Below are 19,049 nucleotides of genomic sequence, written 5' to 3' on the forward strand. Positions count from 1 at the left end.
TTTTATTTCTTAAGGAATGTGTGTCATGCCACGGAAAAAAACTCAAAAGATTACCGTTTTTGTTGAAGAGAATCGGAGTGAAGAGGTACGCCTCTCATCAAGACGGCAGTTTGCAATTACAGTCTCTGTCGATGACTCTCTCCTTAATGTTCCCGATCGGATGGCGGAACTTGGCGCAGTTGAGGCTCTCGTCGAGCTGCTGCGGGAGGGGGTGATAGACATTATTGAGGCCTATGTACAGAGTGCTGAGGATCTCGTGCGACAGGCAGCGCGGTTACGGACTGAAGGAGTCAGTGAACATCGCTTTGATGAGCATGACGGTAGTGCCGAAAGAGGGCATGAGGAGGAAGAAGAAGAAGGGGTGCCCCACCAGTATCAGCCTGAGCAGCAGCACCCCCAACAGAAGGAGTTGTTCTACTAGACGAACACGATAGTTTCTATTGGGTTCTCCATTGACTTTCGTCACAGACGCCTTAAACAGAGTCTGTGGCGATTTTTTTGACTATCTCTTGCAAGCTTCAACTTGATTTGGCCCAGCACCAGAAGGTCGAGAATACCCTTGCTGCTTTTAGCACTGTCTGTACCTACATCAATGAGCAGGTGGACCCAGCAGTACGCAACAAGCTCAAGCTCCAATCGCTTATCTATCATGATGTGCGTAAACACGTCCCTGAGCTTCCCGCTGACTTGGTGGTTGCAGCTATGGGGCGGGTGGCAGAGAACAGGAAATCTGCCTATGAGCGGAAGTGTCGAGTGGGGCAGTTCCGCCCAACAAGTGCTTCGATTAACACCAAGGCGTTTCGGATTCGGGAAGACAATTGGACAGTAAGTATCAACCTGGTCGGGGGCAGGGAGAAGATGATTTCTCTTGTTCTTGGTGAGTACCAGCGAAGTCAGTTTCGGGGACGAAAGCCGGTAAGTGCCGTGCTCGTTCGTCGCGCCGACGGAGGGGTGTATCTTCAGGTGCAAGTGGAGCATCCAGTGCCTGAAGTCGTCCCGCGTAAGCAGGTACTTGGTGTGGCTCTTGGGATGGATACCATTGTGGTGATGAGCACCGGTGAGGAAATAGTACGGGAGGAAGTAGGGAGTGTTCGGAGTCGGTATCGTCGAGTGCGATCGTCTCTCCAGAAGAAGGCCTCGAAAGGCACGCGGACCACACGACGGAACTGCCGTCGGGTCTTGAAACGGTTGTCGGGGCAGGAGCGACGGTTTGCTACTTGGGTAAACCACACGGTTAGTAGACAGGTTGTTACGAAGGCCAAAGACATCGGTGCAGCGATCGCACTCGAAGACCTAACTGGGATGCGGGAGCGGAAGAATAAGCGGGCTAAGGTACAGGCGGAGCGTGCTCGGATAAACACCTGGGCGTTCCATCAGCTGCGCTCGTTTATTGAGTACAAGGCCGCTGTGTGTGGCGTTGGCGTTGTGGTGGTGCCAGGCGATAAAAAGACAGAAGGGACTGCTGATAGTAGAAAGGCAGTGAAGATTGAATTTCGTGGGGCGGCCCTGTAAACCCGCCTAAACGTTCGCTTACAGGAGGTACATTGTATCTGCTGGTGGCAGGACGAAAGCTGGTATTTGGAAACGGATACGGTCTGTTTACACCTGACGCATTGTTCAATGGCTTGCTTAGCAAGCCGGTATAAAAAACTCAAGCCGTTTTTGTGATTCGTTGCCGTTTTTCTCCCTCAAACTCCTGATAGCCATACTTTGCTGCGATGGTTCCAAAGTCGGCATGACTGCTGCCCCGCCGGTACTCGCCAGCGTGCCAGAACCATTTTGCTCGGGTTGTGTGCCAGCGAAGACCTAGGGCTTTTAGCCGGTCCTTTACGGGCCTTGTTTCACCATCTACCCATACCCAGGTACCCACAAGCATGATGCGCACACCGGGCAGCCCAAGCGCGATAAGCTCGCCGAGCTTATCGATCACCGCTTGCTCTAAATCGTGGTTGTAGCGGTAGGTGTGATCCTCGCCATCGCTCCCCCTGGATGTAGCACCGTGGCAACCTTTGAGCGCTTGGTGGTACTGCTGATTTAGTTTCTGCATCGCCGCCGTGGTTCCACCGCGATCAGGATGGAGACTAAAGGCGAGTCTCCGGTACCGCTGCTTGATTTCTTCAACGTTTGAAATGCCGATAAAGTAGTTGTTCATGCTGAGTTCTCCCCATCTGCCGATTAATACTCGGACGGAAGCATGACCACGCCGCGCTGGAGGTATAGCGTCACTTTCTTTAAGGTGAACCCCGCGCAGCTTACCCGGTGGGAAAGGATAGGCTCGTTTGCGTCGCGCAACCATTGCACTAACCCACTTGCATCGTCGTCGAGAGAAACTCGCCAGAACTGCATGTGCTGGAGGTCGGGATTCCCCGCAATAAGCGGGTGAAGTTGACACGCGACAATGTGAGCGATAAGCCACAAGCCGCCCCCTTCTTTCACTAGAAAGGCCACCCCATCAGTGAGGAAATAATGCGGTGAAAAGGGGAGCGGGTGGTACTGCTCCGTACCGGTAAATCCCCGCAAATCTGATTCCTTGATGGTTGTTGTTGCTGTTCCATTTTCCATGTGTGTACTCTCTTTCAATCGTTTTTATTGCTTGTTGGGGAACGGGTTTCCCACACCGATGGATAACCCGCTTTGGCCCGTTCGAGGGCCGCGGGTTATCCACAGCGATGGAAAACCCTTCATGCAGGGTGCGAGCCTTTCCTAGTGCGCAACGCCTCCGCCGCCGTTTACCTGCTGCCTTTGTTGTGGGTGTGCGCGGGTTGGTGGCGAGGCTTCAACGTGCGGCGCAGTTTCTGCCCAGTCAGTGCGTCGTGATGCCTTGCCAAGCTCGCGCACTTCGCCCGCAAGTCGATTTACTGCATCAGTAAGCGCAAGCGTCTCCCGCTTGCTGCCCCAGCACCGCCCAGCAAAGCTCCGTACAGCCTGAATCAACGGCGACCCCACAACGACAATCCCTAGCCCTGCAACTGCCCCTAGCCATCCGCCGAAGCGCATTCCATCGATGTAATCCATACCCCTCCAAATTTCGGAGGCGGGCTCTCGAAGAGAGCCCACCACACCTGACGCACCCAGTAGGTGCCTTTGGGAGAAGGCTAAAACCCTTGCAAAATAAGGAATTGAAGGCTGTCTACACTGTGTTTACAGCGTAGTGCCTACAAATCTGGAGACCTCCGGAGCGTGCGGGTTTACGCATGTAAACAGGTACAAATGCTCTTTTTGAAGGTGCTACATTCAATGGCAAGTGAGGATAAAACCCCCGCTATTAGCTTTCGCGTCTCCCGCGAACAGTATGAGCGCCTCAGAGAACTCGCCGAAGCGCGGGCGCGAGGCCGAAGAAACTACAGCGTTAACCTTTATGCAAAAGACCTGGTACTAGACACGCTTGAGAGTGTTTCATCGGGCGCAAGCAACACTCCTGAATTAACAGCCCTGCGCGAAGAAGTGCACGAGCTTGAAAGTCTTCTCCTTCAGATCGGCCGAAATCTTAACCGAGCAACTGAAGGGGTGCTTGCGTCAGTAGCAGGTATACCGAAACGGATCGACAGTGAGACTGACCCTGAGGTGACCACACGCCTTAAGCGGGAATATGTCGAATTGGCACGGGAGTGGGTCGCGCGAAATATGCCTATTACCTAGTGGCTTTAAGGGTTTCTCCTCACTGATTGTGCATCTCAGCAGTCGGTGAATTTTATGCTTACAGTCAGTTCCATGACGGCAGGTCAGGAGAACTACTATTGCCTACTGGCCCAGGAAGACTACTACCTTGCAGGGGGAGAGCCACCGGGTATCTGGCATGGCCGAGGTCTGGCTCACTTTGGCATATCGGGGGTTGTTGATAAGGAGCAGTTTAGGAATCTGTTTCGAGGATTCTCTCCTGATGGAGAGAGAAAACTTGTCAGTAACGCAGGAAAGAAGAACCACCGGTCAGGTGTTGATCTCGTCTTTAGCCTCCCAAAGAGTGCCAGCATTCTGTGGGGTCTTGGATCCCAATGGCACCGGCAAGAGATTCGCGATGGAGGACTATGCGCAACGAAGCGGGCGCTTGAATACCTAGAGGACTCTGCCTTTATTCGTCGTGGTAAGGGCGGTGTTATCAAAGAGAAGGCAAGCATTGTTGCTGCCATCTGGGAACATGGGACAAGCCGTGCCCAAGACCCTAATCTTCACTTCCACGCCACGGTGCTCAATGTTGGAGTGCGTGACGATGGGAAGACCTGGGCGCTTGAAACAAAGCCATTCTTTGAACGAAAGATGGCAGGAGGCGCACTCTTTCGTGCTGAGCTTGCGCACCAATTACGCTCACGATTAGGACTCAAGCTCGTTCGGAAGCGGAGCTGGTTTGAGGTGGATGGGGTTCCATCAGATCTAATTGAGCGGTTCTCGACACGCCGTAAAGAGATACTTCAGGCACTCGGTATCAGCGACTTTTCACGGGAACACGGGACGGTCGTTGATGCCAAGCTTGCAGCGGTAGAGGCGGTACGAACGAGGAAGAAGAAAACCCTTGTTGCACGTGATGCTCTTCACAGAGCTTGGCACGAGGTGTGCCGCGAACTTGGATATGACCCGGCCCAACTAGCACCTCACTACGAGCGATATCAACGAACAGTTGAGGAGGATAAGCAAACGCTTTCCACTGTCATTGGGGACCTGACCCGTTGGGATAACAGTGAAGGTGAGCGGAAAAGTCTGCTTGCCCATGAAAGTTATTTCTCTGAACCACAGCTTGTGCGGCGAGTTGCAGAAGAGGTGCAGGTGCTGGGCATTGGTGCAGATGCAATCCTTACGGCCGTGGGAGAGTTTCTTCGATCAACAGGAGTAGTCGCACTTACTCGGGGGAGTCAAGAACTCTACACGACTGAGGATGTACTTAAAGTTGAACGAGAGCTGCTTGATAAAGCGGAAGCGTTACAAGCGAATCACACTCACAGTACGAATCCGCGAGTAGTCGATCGTGTGGTTGCGTCTATTGCTCGAGAAGTTAGTGGCCGCAATCGGGCAAGTGCAGAGCCTCGGGGCCTCAGTGATGAGCAGGAGCGAGCGCTGCGCCACATTACCGAGACTCCCCAGGGCCTAGCGCTTGTTGTTGGCGCTGCTGGGGCGGGAAAGACGTTTATGCTCAACGCTGCGCGAATGGTGTGGGAGAAAGAAGGGTACCGCGTTATCGGAGCAGCAGTTGCAGCAAAGGCTGCGGGAGGGCTTAAGGAAGGTGCTCGTATTGAGCGCTCCATGTCGATTGCAAAACTTTTGAAAGAGATACAACGGGGGAACCAGACTGTCTCTCCTAATTCAAAGGGAGAAAAGGGAATTTCGCTTGATAGTCGCACCATTCTCCTCATCGATGAGGCAGGAATGGTGGGCACTCGGCAAATGGCACAGCTTGTTTCCCACGTGCATCGTGCAGGGGCAAAGCTTGTGCTTGTTGGTGACCCTAAGCAGCTCCAACCTATCGATGCAGGGGGGCCATTCCCAGCGTTTCAGGATCGGTTCGGTGCAGCAGAATTACGGGAAAACCGTCGGCAAGTAGAGGAGTGGACCCGTGAGTCCGTTGACCTTTTCCGCACGGGGCATGCCGAGGCAGCGCTTGAGCAGTACGAGGCAAGGGGCATGGTTGTTGTTCGGCAAAACCGGATGAAAGCAATTGAGTCTTTAATCGCTGACTGGGCAATGGAGGCACGGCGAAACCCACGCGATCACCTCATGATTGCAGCGACCAATGAGCAAGTGACCACGTTAAATCGTAGGGCACAGCAGGAACGGTTTCGGAACTTTGAGCTCGGATTGGGATTTCTTCGTGTAGGAAAAGAGCGGTTCCATGTTGGTGAACGAGTGCTCTTTACTGAGAACTCGTACCGGGACGGGGTGTTTAACGGCGACCTGGGAACGGTGAAAAAGATTAACCCCCTCGATCGAAAATTCACCATCAAGCTTGATAGCGGCAAAACCGTTGAAGTGAATGCAAATCGGTACAAGGGATTAAAGCTTGGGTACGCCATTACGACCCACAAGGCCCAAGGGATGACGATTAAGCGCAATGCCTATGTGCTTGTAGAGAGCCTAATGCAGGAGCTTCAGCTGGTCTACGTGCAGGCGACACGGGCAAAGGAAAAGACCAAGTTTTACGTTGATAAACCGACTTATCAGCATTTCCGTACAGCAGCAAGTCAGGGCCGGGAGAAGCGGCTTGCGACCTCTGTTCTTAATGAAAAAACAACACAGCGAAGACACGAACAATCTTTAGAACTTTAGGCGGTAACTATCATGCGGCATGGTGTTATTTGGCTTTTGAAGATGATTGCCCTAGTGGGCCTTATTCCGATTGCAGTGGGAGGATATCGACTAGCAGACTACTACCTCCCTGATTCACTCCCTACTTCCATTGTTTGGTTTCTGAGTGTGTTTGCGAGTGTGCTCGCCTTGCAGCTCTACAACCATTACCTGGGGGGGCTCTTCTTTCAACTCGACATTGATAAGTCCATCCGCCACATCTGGATTGTGGTGTGTGTGGTGAAGTGGACCATCCTGTTTGGGCTTGGCGTTATATCCATTCCGCTCTGTGTCTACTTTTCGTACAGCATCTTTCTTCATCAGGTAGGAACGTCTTCATTCTTAAGCTGGGCACTCGGAGGCTTTTTTGGATTTGGGATTTCGCTCGTGCTTCAGGAATCGCTCGTGGTGATGTACCGAAATGCAATCGCCGAGAAAGTAGGGGCCGAGTACCCCCATCGGAGGAAGTGATGAACAAGATCGTTTGGTTGTGCGTTTCGTTTGCTCTCTATGGATTGGTTGGTTGTGTTCTTTGGCAGGGAATTCATCCGGCAGCATTGCTTATAACTGAGGGACTTACGTTCCTTGGGTTTGAGTGGATAACTGAAGGAGGCATTGTTCCGTTCCTTATTTACGGAGGGTATGCCCTGTGGGTGCTTTCGGTCGTAGGGTACAGCCTCACCTTGGTGCGGATTCGAGGGGAAGGTAAAGGGCTCGGATCTTGGCTCTTACTTGGCATTGGGGCAGGTGCTTTGGCGATGCTCTTCTGGGTACTTCCTATTGTGGGCGGTGTTCTTGCGTATCGTCTCGCGTTGTCTCAGTTGTCTGATGCGCCGCGATTAGCGGCGTTAGTCGGCATCATTTTTGGCGCAGGGGGAGTGTTTGGTTTTTTGGGGCCAGTGGTAGTGCGGGTGCCTGGGCAGCCATCAAGGGAGGTTCATCTTCGGGGAAGTCACCAGATTGGTTTCTCCAAAATGCGGCGGCTCCTTCAAAAGAGGGAGCGGTTTAGCCCCTTTTTGGGTGGCGTATATCTCGCAGTAGCAAGAGCTACCCAGCACTTTCTCTTTATCGGGCGTACGGGGGCAGGGAAGTCGTTCAGTATTGATGTGCTTCTGTGGAACGTGCTGCCTGCTGTTGGGAGGGAACCTGATCACCGAGCGCTCGTGTACGACCACAAAGGGGTGGCCATTCCCTTTGTGACTCGAATGGATGTGCCGTGGAAGCTTTTTAACCCCTTTGATATGCGGTCAGTGGCTTGGGATATCCAAGCTGATTGTGAAGACGAAGCCGGGGCTCGCGAGATGGCGGAGATACTTCTACCGCTTCGCAAAGATGCACAGCCTTTTTTCCCTATGGCAGCACAAGAGCTTTTTGTTGGGATTGCCATGACCTTCCTTACCAATGAGGAGACATGGGATCTGTTTGATGTAGTAAGCACGATGCGCGATCAGGAGAAGCTTAAAGCACTGTTAGCGCGGACGCCTGCTGGGCGGAATCTCATGGGGCTTTATTTTGAGATGCGTGAAGGTATTGAATCAAAGAGCGGCCACGATGTAAGAGCGACGGCGTTTACCTACTTAGGGAGGCTTGCCACGGTTGCTGCGGCATGGCGGAAGCTTGGGGAGATAAACGGTAGGATAAGCCTCCAATCGTGGGCTAATAATCGTGGCCGCGACAACTATGTACTTATCCTCGGGCGCGCGAACCGAAACGATGTCGTGATGCAGGCAATGTATCAGCTCATTTTTGCGCGTGTGGTGCAGGAGATTGAAGGCCAACAGGATTCAAGGAAGCGAAGAACCTGGGTGGTTTTTGATGAGGCATTTATGGTGGGGCGGTTGCCAAAGCTTGAAAACCTCCTTGTGTTTGGGCGCTCTAAGGGGGCGGCTATTGTTTGGGGCTTCCAATCATGGCTTGGCATTGAAGAGTTGTATGGGCGGGAGATCGCAAGCCAGATTATCGGCCAGTTCGGGCATTGTGGATTCTTCCGGATGGATGCTGATTCTGCGAAGAAGGTCTCTGATGCGATTGGGCAGCGGCAGCTTGAGCGGTATCGGCAGAGCCGCTCGGTGAATGGGAGTGATCGGAGTATATCGATCTCTCACCAGTGGGATGAAAAGATCGAGCCCTTGACACTCCCCAGTGATTTGTCTGGGAAGCAAATGCAGAAGCCAGGTGTCGGACTCCCCGGTTCTTATATGTCGGTTGACCTCGATACGGAGGTCGGGATGCTCTGGGAGCATACACTGTCGTCTTTGTGGGTCGGGTGGATGCGGCACCAGCTCTACGGTGAGCGGTTTCTCATCTTTCCTGCACAGCAGTCTAAAGAAGTGCCTGTAGAGCGCATTCCTTCTAGCTGGGCAACATCTGGGGACTGGGCCTTTGACGGTGGTGGTGGGGATAAGGAGAATGGTGTGGTGAGTATGAGTAGCGGCGAGGAGGGGTCTCCTCAGGTGGTGTATCCACTTATTTGGATGGAAGAAGAAGATGACGATGAGAATGTCGCTGAAAGTATGGGGCGTGGTGAAGATGATAGCGCCGCGCCGGGATATGATTTTCCACCGATGTGAGCGGTGTTCCGCGTATTAGTCATTAGGTTTATGCAGGCTTTTGCTAAGTAAATCCTGTAGTAAATTGAGCTTTGAATAGCCATTTAGCTATAACGACATTAGTTTGTAGGCAATATACTGGATTCGTCGTCATAGCTCTGCCTCATTTAGAATTGAGAGAGCTATAAATCCAGGTAATGTGAATGAATGAAGGTATAGTTGAGCAGAAAAAAAGACGTATTTTATCGATAGATGGTGGAGGAATACTAGGAACATTCCCTGCTGCTTTTCTTGCTGGAATTGAAAGCCAACTCGATAGACCTATTGGCGAATACTTCGACTTGATTACAGGTACTTCTACCGGAGGCATTATTGCTCTTGGCCTTGGGATGGGGCTTCGAGCAGCTGATATTCTAGACCTTTATGAAAGACGAGGCCCGGAGATCTTTGGACAACATCAGACTCCGCTCCAGAATCTTCTCAATAATAAGCTGCGTGCCATACGCTGGCTCTACCAGAGAAAATATAGTTCAGATAGCCTCCGAGCAATCCTCGTTGAACTTTTTGGAGAAAAGCGCTTGGGAGAAGCTAAGCATCGGTTAGTTATCCCTGCGTGGAATCCAATCGCGCAGACTGTCTATATCTACAAGACACCCCATCACTCACGGTTTAAGACAGATTATAAATCTCTTGTTGTGGATGCAGCTCTTGCTACTTCAGCAGCCCCTACTTACTTCCAGCAACACATTACCCAAGAGAGCGTGGGTCTTATCGATGGAGGAATCTGGGCCAATAACCCTATTGCTGTTGGCGTTACTGAAGCTGTTGGAGTTCTAAACTGGCCTGGAGACCAAATTTCTGTGTTGAGCTTAGGGTGTTTGGATGAGGTCTATACACTACCAAAAGCAGCTGGTATTGGCTCCCTTGGAACAAAACTCGTTTCCTTATTTATGAGTGGCCAGTCCCACGGGGCTATGGGAATCGCTAAGCTTCTTACCGGACATGAACATGAGCGAGACGCTATATTTAGAGTCAATCAGGCAGTTCCATCGGGAATCTACTCTATGGATGGAGTGTCTGCAATCAAAGATCTGAAGGGACTTGGTTTTTCCCACGCACGGGAGAGGTTCCCAAGTTTAGAGAGAGTTTTCTTTGCGGAACCTGCTGAGCCCTTTGAACCTCTGTACACACTTCCTGAGAATTAGTCATGAAACTAACTGAGCAATTTGAAACATTCCTAGAGGATGTCGTAAACCTCAATCAGACCCGAATCGATAGACTGGAAGGCCACGTCAAGGCAATTCAGGAGTTCCTGGAGCCCAGTGGCTATGAGGCAACAATTATCAGATTTTCGCCTCAAGGGTCATGGGCACATCAGACAATCATCAAGCCGCAGACTGACAAAGAGTTTGATGCCGATTTGGTGATGTTTGTGGAACGTCATCCTGACTGGGAGCCACAAGACTATGTGAACAACCTGTATGCTCTCTTCAAGGCCTCTGGGGTTTACGAAGATAAGGCAACCCGTGGAAACCGCTGCGTTGTGCTCGACTATGCGGGTGATTTCCACCTTGATGTCGTTCCATGTGTTACTACGGATTACTATAGTCAGGCGTTTGAGGTCTGCAATCGCAACGACAATGAATTCGAGGATGCAGCACCTGAAGCATACTCTGCGTGGTTTGCGCAGAGAAATGAGTGGACGGGAAACAACATGCTTATCCACTCAGTGCGGCTGCTCAAATACCTTCGAGATATCAAAGGTAGGTTTGGCGTTAAGTCAATTCTGTTGACTACCCTTGTAGGGAATATGGTTGAGGTTCTCGATTCCTATAATCGGGCTCTCCATTACCCAGATTTGCCTACGTCTCTAAAGACATTGGTAGATCGGCTGGATAACTTTCTTCAAGAGAACGAAGAAATGCCTCTGGTCGAGAACCCAGTGTTGTCTACCGAAACCTTTAACCGTCACTGGGATCAGGCAAAATACGATAACTTTAGAGACTGTATTCACCGGTACCGGGAGTGGATTGATGATGCCTACGATGAAGAGGATGAGAACGAAAGTATTCGGAAATGGAGGCGAGTATTTGGTGATGACTTTGCTAAAGGTGAAGTAATTGCAAGTGCCACCTTTTCAAAGACATTGCTGCTACAGACATTTCAAAGTCGTGATGTAGTAGCCGCAGTAATTTATCATGGGAGTGGCATCTTAGATGGGCTAATTTCGCCGAGGTTGCCTTATGTAGAGCGACTTCCTTGGCGGGTTGATAATCAACTCAATGTGGCGTTGCGAGTTACGGAGGTTTCTGGAAGACGGCGCAACGATAACCTGAGGCTTCTTCGCTCTGGGGATGTGCTGGACAAAGATCGATGGATTCGGTTTGAAGCATTTCAGGAAAATGGACTTTCCCTGCCAGCTAACAGCTTTGATGTACATTGGCAGGTTGTGAACACCGATCAGGAAGCGGCAATAGCAGATACTCTGCGAGGGGAGATCTACTCCTCTCATGATCCCGGCGTGCGGTGGGAATCAACCGAGTACCACGGAGCACACTGGGTAGAGGCTTTCGCGGTGTCTAAACGGACTCGGACATGTTGGGGAAGGAGCGGTCGGTTTTTCGTGGTGATTCAGTAACTATCAAGGGTGCTGCCAGGGCTACTTCTGCCAAGGCTCTGCCGCAAGCGGCAGCTCATTGAGCTCGGCCCGAGCTTCGCGCCAGGTAGGATAGTGCTCATTGAGGATGGTAACAAAGCGATCGCTGTGTGTTGGCTCCAAGAGATGCGCCATCTCGTGAACGATGACGTATTCGAGGAGATCCTTGGGCTTCTTTACAAGCTCAGTGTTGAGCCTGATATGGCCAGCCTGATGGTTACAGCTGCCCCACTTGGTCTTCATTCGCTGGAGAAAGTAGCTCTTTACCTCTACCCCAAGCTTTGGCTCCCATTTCTGGATGAATGATGGGATGACCTCGTGTAGCAATGACTTGTGCCACTCATGAAAGACTTCAGCTCGTTTCGTGGCATCGCTGCCAGGCCGAATGTGGAGGGTGATGCGCTTGTGGTCAAGCGTTACGTTTGGCTTGGCTTCCTGCTGAACAACAGTGAGCAGGTAGCGTCGTCCCCAAAGATAGTGGCTCTCTCGCTCAATGAGTTGTCGGGGAGTTTCCCGGGCCTGATTGAAGAGTTTGCGCTGCTGCTCTCGGATCCAGGTGAGTTTGCTAATCGCATAGGCACGAGCCACGTCAAGACGGGTAGATATGGGAGCGACCAGAGTCACGCGGCCATCGGGGGGATGAACAGATAGGTGAACGTTACGCACATCCTTGAGGGTGACGGTGATAGGGATTTCCCCAATTTGAATTGTTTCGGCCATCAGTAGCTGCCCTGATTCTTGATGATCTCGAAGATCGCCAGTGTCGCTGTTCGATCACGAGACATTATAGGGAATATAGCGTTGAGAACCTGGGCTTCGCGAGTTTCGTCACCTTTCCAGCCCGCTGGTGCTCGCTCGCGCATAGCCTTATCCAGTGTGAGGGCGAGCACCGCTATCTCCTCAGAGCTTTCAGGGCATTGGAAGGTTGTGGCCTCAATGGTTGGTAGGTTGTTAAACAAGACGATCGCCCCAGGCTTGCCATGTAATTCGGCAGGTACTCCGTCGGTAGGCTGCTTGCGCCCGAGCTTCTGGGCTAAAGCTTCAGCTGCTTTTAGGAACTCCTCGTAGGACTCGGTATCATCCCGTTTCTGCTTGATTAGGTCATCGAGCAGTTTCGACATCTCATCGTAGAATCTGGGATCGGTGAGCTGGTCTCGGATGATGGTCTTACGGACGTTGTTGATGATGCCTTCGGCGATCGCATTCTTCGAGAGATTCCCCTTCTTGTTAAGTTTTTGGGCAATCGTGTCATGGATGCCGGTGGCGATGATTGCGTCGGTGAGGGTGAGGTCGCTTAAGTTGCCGAGTGTCTCAGAGGGGTCAGCCTGGATGTAGGTGTTAATGAGGTGGCGCATATCAGCCTCATACGGCTTAATGTCTAGCTCCTCACCAGAATGCTTTTTAATCGCTGCTCGCGTGTCGGTGTAGAACTGTGCTTCCTGCTCTAGGCTAGCGATTTCAGCCGCAGAGTAGCCAGCGGATTCAAGATTGCGGCTCATGGCAGCGTAGGCCCTGAGAAAGGTGACTGTGGCCTTGTAGAAGGAGATACGAAGCGGTTCGGTGGTGCTGAGCGCCAATGGGTCGTCAGCACTGCCGCAGAAGTAATGGAGGTACTGCTCTAGTTCGCGGGGCAGTGGCACCGGCTCACAGAGGTAATGCAGCGCTTCGCGAGCGGCGTCGAGTTGGGCTCTTCCCTCCTGCACATAGTCCTTCACAATGACGTTTGCATTGTCGCCGTTGTCGGGGTCGAGTTTGTCGGAGTTGTAAACGGCAATGGAGTGCTCCACCTGCTCAAAGAGCTCTTTGTAATCGACGATATAGCCAAAGTCCTTATCGTCGCCATCTAAGCGATTGGTGCGGCAGATGGCTTGAAAAAGAGTGTGATCGCGCATCTCGTTGTCGAGGTAAATGTAGGTGCAGGAGGGGGCATCAAAGCCTGTCAGGAGCTTGCTCACAACGATCAGCAGCTTGCAGTTGGCGGGTTCCTCAATGAATCGGCGCTTTGCTTCATCCTCGTATTTCTTGGTGGTCTGACCGTGCTTTAGAACGTGCTTGGTGTAGGTGTCGTACTTGTAGCGTTCGTCGCTGTTGGCCGGTTCTTTTGAGATAGCTGTGGCATTGGGTTCATAGGAGGTGATGATGCCGCAGTATTCGCCAAAGGACGTGTTCTGGAAGAGGCGAAAGTAGTGGCAGGCATCGAAGATGGAAGCGGCTACTAGGATAGCGGTGCCGCGATTGTTATTGAGGCGAGGCAGTACGCCAAAGTCGTGAATGATGTCGGCGATGATGCGCTGCTTTCGTTCGCCAGCGCTCATCAGCTCTTCTAGCGTGGCCCAGCGCCTGCGGAGAACGGCTTGCTGATAGCTATTAAGCCCCTTGGTCTTTTGGTCAAACCAGGCATCAATAGCCTTTGGGGAGGTGAGACGCTGGGGAACGGCGCGAGCTTCGTACTTTAGATCCAGCACTACCTTGTCTGCCACGGCCTCATGGAACTTGTAGGTATGGATGTAGGTGCCGAAGACATCGCGGGTGGTTTCCTTGTCTCTTCGCAGGAGAGGTGTGCCGGTGAACCCGATGAAGATAGCATTCTCAAGCCAGCGCTTCATCTGTTTGTTAAGGTTCCCGCCTTGGGTGCGGTGGCATTCGTCCACAAAGACGTAGAAGCGCCCGTGAGGGGTTGGTGGTTCACTGTTGATGTTCAGGTCAAACTTGTGAATGAGGGCGCACAGCACGCGGGGAATGGGAGCTGTGAGCTTCTGCACGAAGTCAGCACGGGAGGTAATGCGGGGCGATGGCGAGTCGGGGCTAATAATGCCCGCGTTTTTCATGACTCCTTCGATCTGCTTATCTAGCTCGTCACGATCAGTGATGATGAGGATGCGGCCTTCGGGGTCGTGTTCTAGTAGCCACTTGGCAATGAGCACCATGAGGATGCTTTTGCCGCTGCCTTGCGTGTGCCAGATAACACCGCCTTCTCGTTGGCTGATGCGTTTTTGAGCAGCTTTGACCCCAGCAAACTGGTGGGGGCGGGGCACTTTCTTCTGGCCGCCGTCGAAGATGATGAAGTTGCGGATGAGGTCGAGCAGGCGAGATTTCTCGCACATTTCTGCTAGAGGCTGGTCTAGCAGAGAACCTGTGGTGGGTGGGGTGTTGCTAATGCGCTCACCTTTCCACTTCACGAAGAACTTTTCTGGAGTGCCGGTCGTGCCGTAGTAAAGCCCTTGGGAGTCGTTACCGGCAAAGACGAGCTGGACGGTGCTAAAGAAGCCCTTATTAAAAATCTCTTCTTGGTTGGTGATGAGCTGCCGCACGCCGTCGCCAATGCCGACTGAGCTGCGTTTGAGTTCGATGACACCGATGGCAATGCCGTTTAAGTAGAGAACTATGTCGGGGCGGCGCTCGTGACTGCCTTTGAGGGTGACCTCTTGGGCGAGGGCAAAGTCGTTAGCTTCAGGATGATCCCAATCAACGAGGTGCACCGTTTCGTGGGCCTGGCTGACGGATATTTGGACGGGGATGCCGTAGTGAAGCAGCTGGTAGGTACGGAGGTTAGCTTGATAGGGAGTGATGCCGGTTGCGTCGGCAGCGGTTTCGAGCTTTTGCAGGGCGGCAGAGATGTGAGCAGCAGAGTAGCCCCGTGTGGTCAGGTTTTGGCGCAGGAGTTCGGTTTCGATGGGGCGGTTGTTGGTGCGATCATGCCAATCGCCGAGATACCGATAGCCTAGGCTATCGGGGCGGGTGGTGTCAGTGAACAGCGCGACTACGCGATTTTGGGTATGGCGTTCGGAGCGGGGTTGTTCAGGCATGGACACCTCTAGGGGCGATGAGACGAGTCTTGCCAGTCAGTAGCTCTTGCATCATTCCCTGTTTGAGGGCGCGGATTTTGTCGCGGCGCTGCTCTAGGGTGGTGATTTCGGCATCCATGTCAGAGAGGATGGTGGCGATAGATACCTGCTCTTGAATTGATGGATAGCTGATATTAATTTTCTCGATATCGTTCATCCCAATGTTGCCCTGTGATGATGCATTGGTCAGCAAGACGACTTGCCTTACACAATCAAAGCTCTGCAACTGATAATATAGGAACTTTGCATCCAGCCTATAATTTACTCGAACCAAGGCGATTGGCGACCATATATTGAAGTCAAATTCATTCTCAACGATTGCTACCTTGCCAACAGAGGCTGCCTTTCCTATAAGAACATCGCCTTTCTTCGGTTTGCACTTCTTTGAAAAGAGTTGGTCGTCAGCCTTAGAAATGTAGCGCAGATCAGTTAGGTCGATTCGATTGTCACTAAGGTTATTAACAGAGAGGAAGGGAACACCACTCTTTAGGAAACGGGGTGTCATATGTGGCCCATCTGTGATCGGTATCTGAACGAGTTGTCTCAGTTCATCATGCTCCCACTCACCCTCAAACCCCGACAAGCGCGTCTTGCCTGTGAGGAGTTGCTGCATAGTGGCCTGCTTGAGGTCGCGCTTCTTGGCAATCAGACGATCCAAGGATTCCAGCAACGCATCGGTGTCAGAGAGGACGGTGGCAATGGCGGTTTGTTCGGGGAGGGGGGGAATAATTAGTTCCAATTTCCGTTGGGTGGTAATTGGAACTTGAAAGCGTGTAGATTGAGCCATTACAGACTGATACTGCCTAACAAATGACTCAGCCTGAAGCGCAACCTTGAAATATAGATTATGTAATTTTTCTGGATTGCACCTGAAATAAGTTGCAGTGGTACTAAGAATTACGAATGGTTCATTGGTGCGTAGCAACGCGACTGGACCTACAGTTGCATTGTGAGCGAAGAGAACATCTCCATCTCTGGCAATGCCCTTTCGGAATTGAACAGCTCGCTCATAGGCTAAAAACTTGCAACTCTCAAATTTGACGAGCCCTTCTACAAAGTCGTTTGCTCCAATATATGGTATTCCATATGTCTTAAATTCATGGCTACGTGGATACAGTTCACCATGATTTCCATCAAGATGATCAAGGATTGCTTGTTCGTCGATCAACTTACCGATCTTTTCAATGCGCCAATCCTCAGGAATCACCCCCACCTCAGTCAGCTTATATCCGGGCTTCAGTTCCATACCGCCCCCATCTTTTTAAGGTGTTCCTCCACACGTTCCGACAGGGTCTTAACTTCCTCCACCAGCTTCGGCAACGGTATGGAGTAGCGTTCTGCCAGTTGGCGAATTCGTCCCGTGAGCGTCTGCGACACGCGATCAAGTTCACCTTGCACGGCGGTTGCCAGGGTGGTCAGCCATTTGTCATCCACCACCAGCGTCTGAATCTCATCCACCGTAAGCTGCGGGTATTTTTTATAGGCGAGGGTATCGAGCGCTGCCTCAGCGTCTTTAATCGCCTTTTTGTAGCTTGCTTCTGCTGTGTTGAGTTTGAGCCAAGCTTTAAGCACGGCGGTTTCGTCTGTGGCTTCTTTGTCGTCTTTAATGTCCTTAAGCCGTGCGCTTACTTCAGCCTTATTGATTTTCTCCAACGCACCGAGGAAACCCTCTTCACCACCGTGTTCTTCCTCCAGCTCCGCAAGGCTTGCGGTGATGGTTTCGAGTTCCCCCCGCTTCGCGTCAATGGCAGCCTGTTCTGTGGCGAAGTAACGTGCCACAATCAAGGGCTTTGGCACCAAATCGCAGGCCCAGCCCTTATCTTTGGTCTTCCCCTTCTTGTCGATTTCCACAATGCGGTAGGTTTCAGTCACCCAGCCATCAGCAGAGAGGATGTAGCAATCGTCCTGCATGGTCTCAGTCCAGTAGTCCATCAGGTGCTGGTACAAGTCATAGGTATCTAGCAGCGGAGCCGTTTTGAAAAGGGCGAGTAAATCCTCGGCAATGGTTTCGATCAGCTCCTTCGGATGCCCATCTTTGCCAAAGTCAATGAGCCGTGGACGGTTTGCCGCTTTCCAATGCTCAAAAATCTTAGTAGCGGCAGCATTGAAGGCTGTGAATTCAACATGAGCGAAAATGGCAGACTTTATCTCAGCAATCTGAAGCCACAAGTGAAAGTACCCAGGGCGCTCCGCTGGCTGGAACAGGGCGGTCCGCACGCCAGGAATAACCTGCCAATATGCATCTAAGGCATCAATATCTCGCTCTGGGATGCCGCCGCGCAGGTGGCCATCAATATCTTGGAGGTCTTCTAGTTCGGTAGTGTCGATGTAGCGGGGGAGATTGAGGTTATAGTCGTTCTTCGGGTCGGCGATTCTCTCAAAGGGCACCATACGGGCATAGCGATCAACATCCACCTGCTTATTAAAGGCGTCCACAATGCGGTGAATATCTTGCTCCCGCAACCGGTTCTTGTTGCCATCCTTCTTAAAGCCTTTGGAGGCATCGATCATAAAAATGCCCTTGCGAGCGGTGGCATTTGCTTTATCCAGTATCAAAATGCAGGCGGGGATGCCGGTGCCGTAGAATAAGTTAGCAGGAAGGCCAATGATGCCTTTTAGGTACCCTGATCGCACGAGCTGTTGACGGATAACGGCTTCAGCGTTGCCGCGAAACAGCACCCCGTGCGGCAAAATGCAGGCAGCTTTACCAGTGCTCTTCATGGAGCGAATAATGTGGAGTAAGTAGGCATAGTCCCCCTGCTTGGTGGGTGGCACTCCCCAGGCGAAACGCTCGAAGTAATCGCTAGTAAGCGAAAGCCCCGTACTCCATGTCTTATCAGAGAAGGGTGGATTTGCGACCACATAGTCGTAGGTGCGAAGCTGCTCGCCGTCTTTGAACTTGGGCGCTGCGAGCGTGTTGCCCGAAAGGATGTTAGCCGTCGGAAAGTCATGCAGGATCATGTTCATCCGAGCAAGACCAGCAGTGGTCACGTCCTTTTCTTGCCCCTCTAGGGTGATGTGCTTCCCAGCCTCTGCCGCCACTTTCAGTAGCAGCGAGCCTGAGCCGCAGGTAGGGTCATAAGCTGTGGTAGACGCCACGGCGTTCTGAGGCGCGATGCCGATCACCTTAGCGATCACTCGGCTTACCTCAGATGGGGTGTAGAACTGGCCCTTACTTCTGCCACTTTCGGTGGCGAAGTGCCGCATCAGGTATTCGTAGGCATCGCCCAAGATGTCGTCATGCTCCGCACGGTTCTTGGAAAAGTCGAGTTCTGGTTTCTGAAAGATGCCAATTAAGTTAGTAAGGCGGTCGATCATCTCTTGGCCCTCGCCAAGCTTGTTGGGGTCATTAAAGTCAGGAAAGTCGCTCCGTGCGAGGCGAGCGTTGGCGTCAATGAGTGGCTGAATGATCTGAGTGTTTATCTTGTCGCCGATGTCGCTTTTGCCCTTAAGCGCAATCATATCTTTGAAGCTTGCCCCAGGCGGAATCACAACTGGTGGGGCAAAATCGTCAGAGTCACTATACTTGTCGGAGATGTATTTGATGAACAGCATGAACAGGACGTAGTCCTTGTACTGGCTGGCATCCATGCCGCCACGGAGTTCATCGCAGGAAGCCCAGAGGGACGAGTAGAGGTCAGACTTCTTGATGGCCATCAGTTATGCCTCCAGTGCTATGGCGAATTGAATGGCAGAGGCTCTGCACAGACGTTTCTCGATGGCTTTGAT

The 19,049-nt window shown here is 52.0% G+C and carries 14 protein-coding genes; 8 read left to right on the plus strand and 6 right to left on the minus strand.

The window, feature by feature from the left end; translation table 11 throughout:
• The first annotated feature begins 25 nt into the window (after nt 1–25).
• Nucleotides 26–421: a hypothetical protein gene (locus H6F75_RS27000; protein WP_190756383.1), complete on the plus strand. Its 396-nt coding sequence runs from the start codon at nt 26–28 to the stop codon at nt 419–421.
• Between the two features lie 65 nt (nt 422–486).
• A complete protein-coding gene (locus H6F75_RS27005) occupies nt 487–1,512 on the plus strand; it encodes an RNA-guided endonuclease TnpB family protein (protein WP_190756385.1) in 1,026 nt (341 codons plus the stop codon).
• 139 nt (nt 1,513–1,651) lie between these two features.
• On the opposite strand, the gene H6F75_RS27010 is transcribed toward H6F75_RS27005, so the two are convergent.
• Both H6F75_RS27010 and H6F75_RS27015 read right to left on the minus strand, forming a co-directional pair.
• Nucleotides 1,652–2,152, minus strand: coding sequence for a J domain-containing protein (locus H6F75_RS27010; protein ID WP_190756386.1), 501 nt, complete (start codon nt 2,150–2,152; stop codon nt 1,652–1,654).
• A gap of 23 nt (nt 2,153–2,175) precedes the next feature.
• A complete protein-coding gene (locus H6F75_RS27015; RefSeq protein WP_190756388.1) occupies nt 2,176–2,562 on the minus strand; it encodes a DUF6876 family protein in 387 nt (128 codons plus the stop codon).
• 648 nt (nt 2,563–3,210) lie between these two features.
• Here H6F75_RS27015 and H6F75_RS27020 point away from each other — a divergent pair.
• The 6 genes from H6F75_RS27020 (at nt 3,211) to H6F75_RS27045 (ending at nt 11,457) form a co-directional block, all read left to right on the plus strand.
• Complete coding sequence (locus H6F75_RS27020; RefSeq protein ID WP_190632181.1) at nt 3,211–3,639, plus strand: hypothetical protein; 429 nt, start codon at nt 3,211–3,213, stop codon at nt 3,637–3,639.
• A gap of 54 nt (nt 3,640–3,693) precedes the next feature.
• A complete protein-coding gene (mobF, locus tag H6F75_RS27025) occupies nt 3,694–6,252 on the plus strand; it encodes a MobF family relaxase (protein ID WP_277874294.1) in 2,559 nt (852 codons plus the stop codon).
• Nucleotides 6,253–6,264: 12 nt separating this feature from the next.
• Complete coding sequence (locus tag H6F75_RS27030; RefSeq protein WP_190756391.1) at nt 6,265–6,741, plus strand: hypothetical protein; 477 nt, start codon at nt 6,265–6,267, stop codon at nt 6,739–6,741.
• Nucleotides 6,741–8,840 carry a type IV secretion system DNA-binding domain-containing protein gene (locus H6F75_RS27035; protein WP_190756393.1) on the plus strand — a complete coding sequence of 700 codons (2,100 nt, stop codon included), beginning with the start codon at nt 6,741–6,743 and terminating at the stop codon, nt 8,838–8,840. The genes H6F75_RS27030 and H6F75_RS27035 overlap by 1 nt, the downstream gene beginning before the upstream one ends.
• Before the next feature lie 182 nt (nt 8,841–9,022).
• Nucleotides 9,023–10,024, plus strand: a complete 1,002-nt coding sequence (locus tag H6F75_RS27040) for a CBASS cGAMP-activated phospholipase (RefSeq protein WP_190756394.1) — start codon at nt 9,023–9,025, stop codon at nt 10,022–10,024.
• A gap of 2 nt (nt 10,025–10,026) precedes the next feature.
• Entirely contained in the window at nt 10,027–11,457 is a 1,431-nt protein-coding gene (locus tag H6F75_RS27045; protein ID WP_190756395.1) for a cyclic GMP-AMP synthase DncV-like nucleotidyltransferase, read from the plus strand.
• Between the two features lie 21 nt (nt 11,458–11,478).
• Here H6F75_RS27045 and H6F75_RS27050 read toward each other — a convergent pair whose 3' ends face one another.
• Genes H6F75_RS27050 through H6F75_RS27065 form a run of 4 tightly spaced genes read right to left on the minus strand, consistent with a single transcriptional unit; the run spans nt 11,479 to nt 18,977 of the window.
• Nucleotides 11,479–12,195, minus strand: coding sequence for a SprT family zinc-dependent metalloprotease (locus tag H6F75_RS27050; protein WP_190756396.1), 717 nt, complete (start codon nt 12,193–12,195; stop codon nt 11,479–11,481).
• Nucleotides 12,195–15,281, minus strand: coding sequence for a type I restriction endonuclease subunit R (locus tag H6F75_RS27055; RefSeq protein WP_190756398.1), 3,087 nt, complete (start codon nt 15,279–15,281; stop codon nt 12,195–12,197). The genes H6F75_RS27050 and H6F75_RS27055 overlap by 1 nt, the downstream gene beginning before the upstream one ends.
• Complete coding sequence (locus H6F75_RS27060) at nt 15,274–16,566, minus strand: restriction endonuclease subunit S (RefSeq protein WP_190756400.1); 1,293 nt, start codon at nt 16,564–16,566, stop codon at nt 15,274–15,276. The genes H6F75_RS27055 and H6F75_RS27060 overlap by 8 nt, the downstream gene beginning before the upstream one ends.
• Nucleotides 16,557–18,977, minus strand: a complete 2,421-nt coding sequence (locus H6F75_RS27065) for a class I SAM-dependent DNA methyltransferase (RefSeq protein WP_190756402.1) — start codon at nt 18,975–18,977, stop codon at nt 16,557–16,559. The genes H6F75_RS27060 and H6F75_RS27065 overlap by 10 nt, the downstream gene beginning before the upstream one ends.
• Nucleotides 18,978–19,049: the final 72 nt, after the last annotated feature.

The sequence above is a fragment of the Nodosilinea sp. FACHB-131 genome (genome assembly GCF_014695395.1).
GTDB lineage: Bacteria > Cyanobacteriota > Cyanobacteriia > Phormidesmidales > Phormidesmidaceae > Nodosilinea.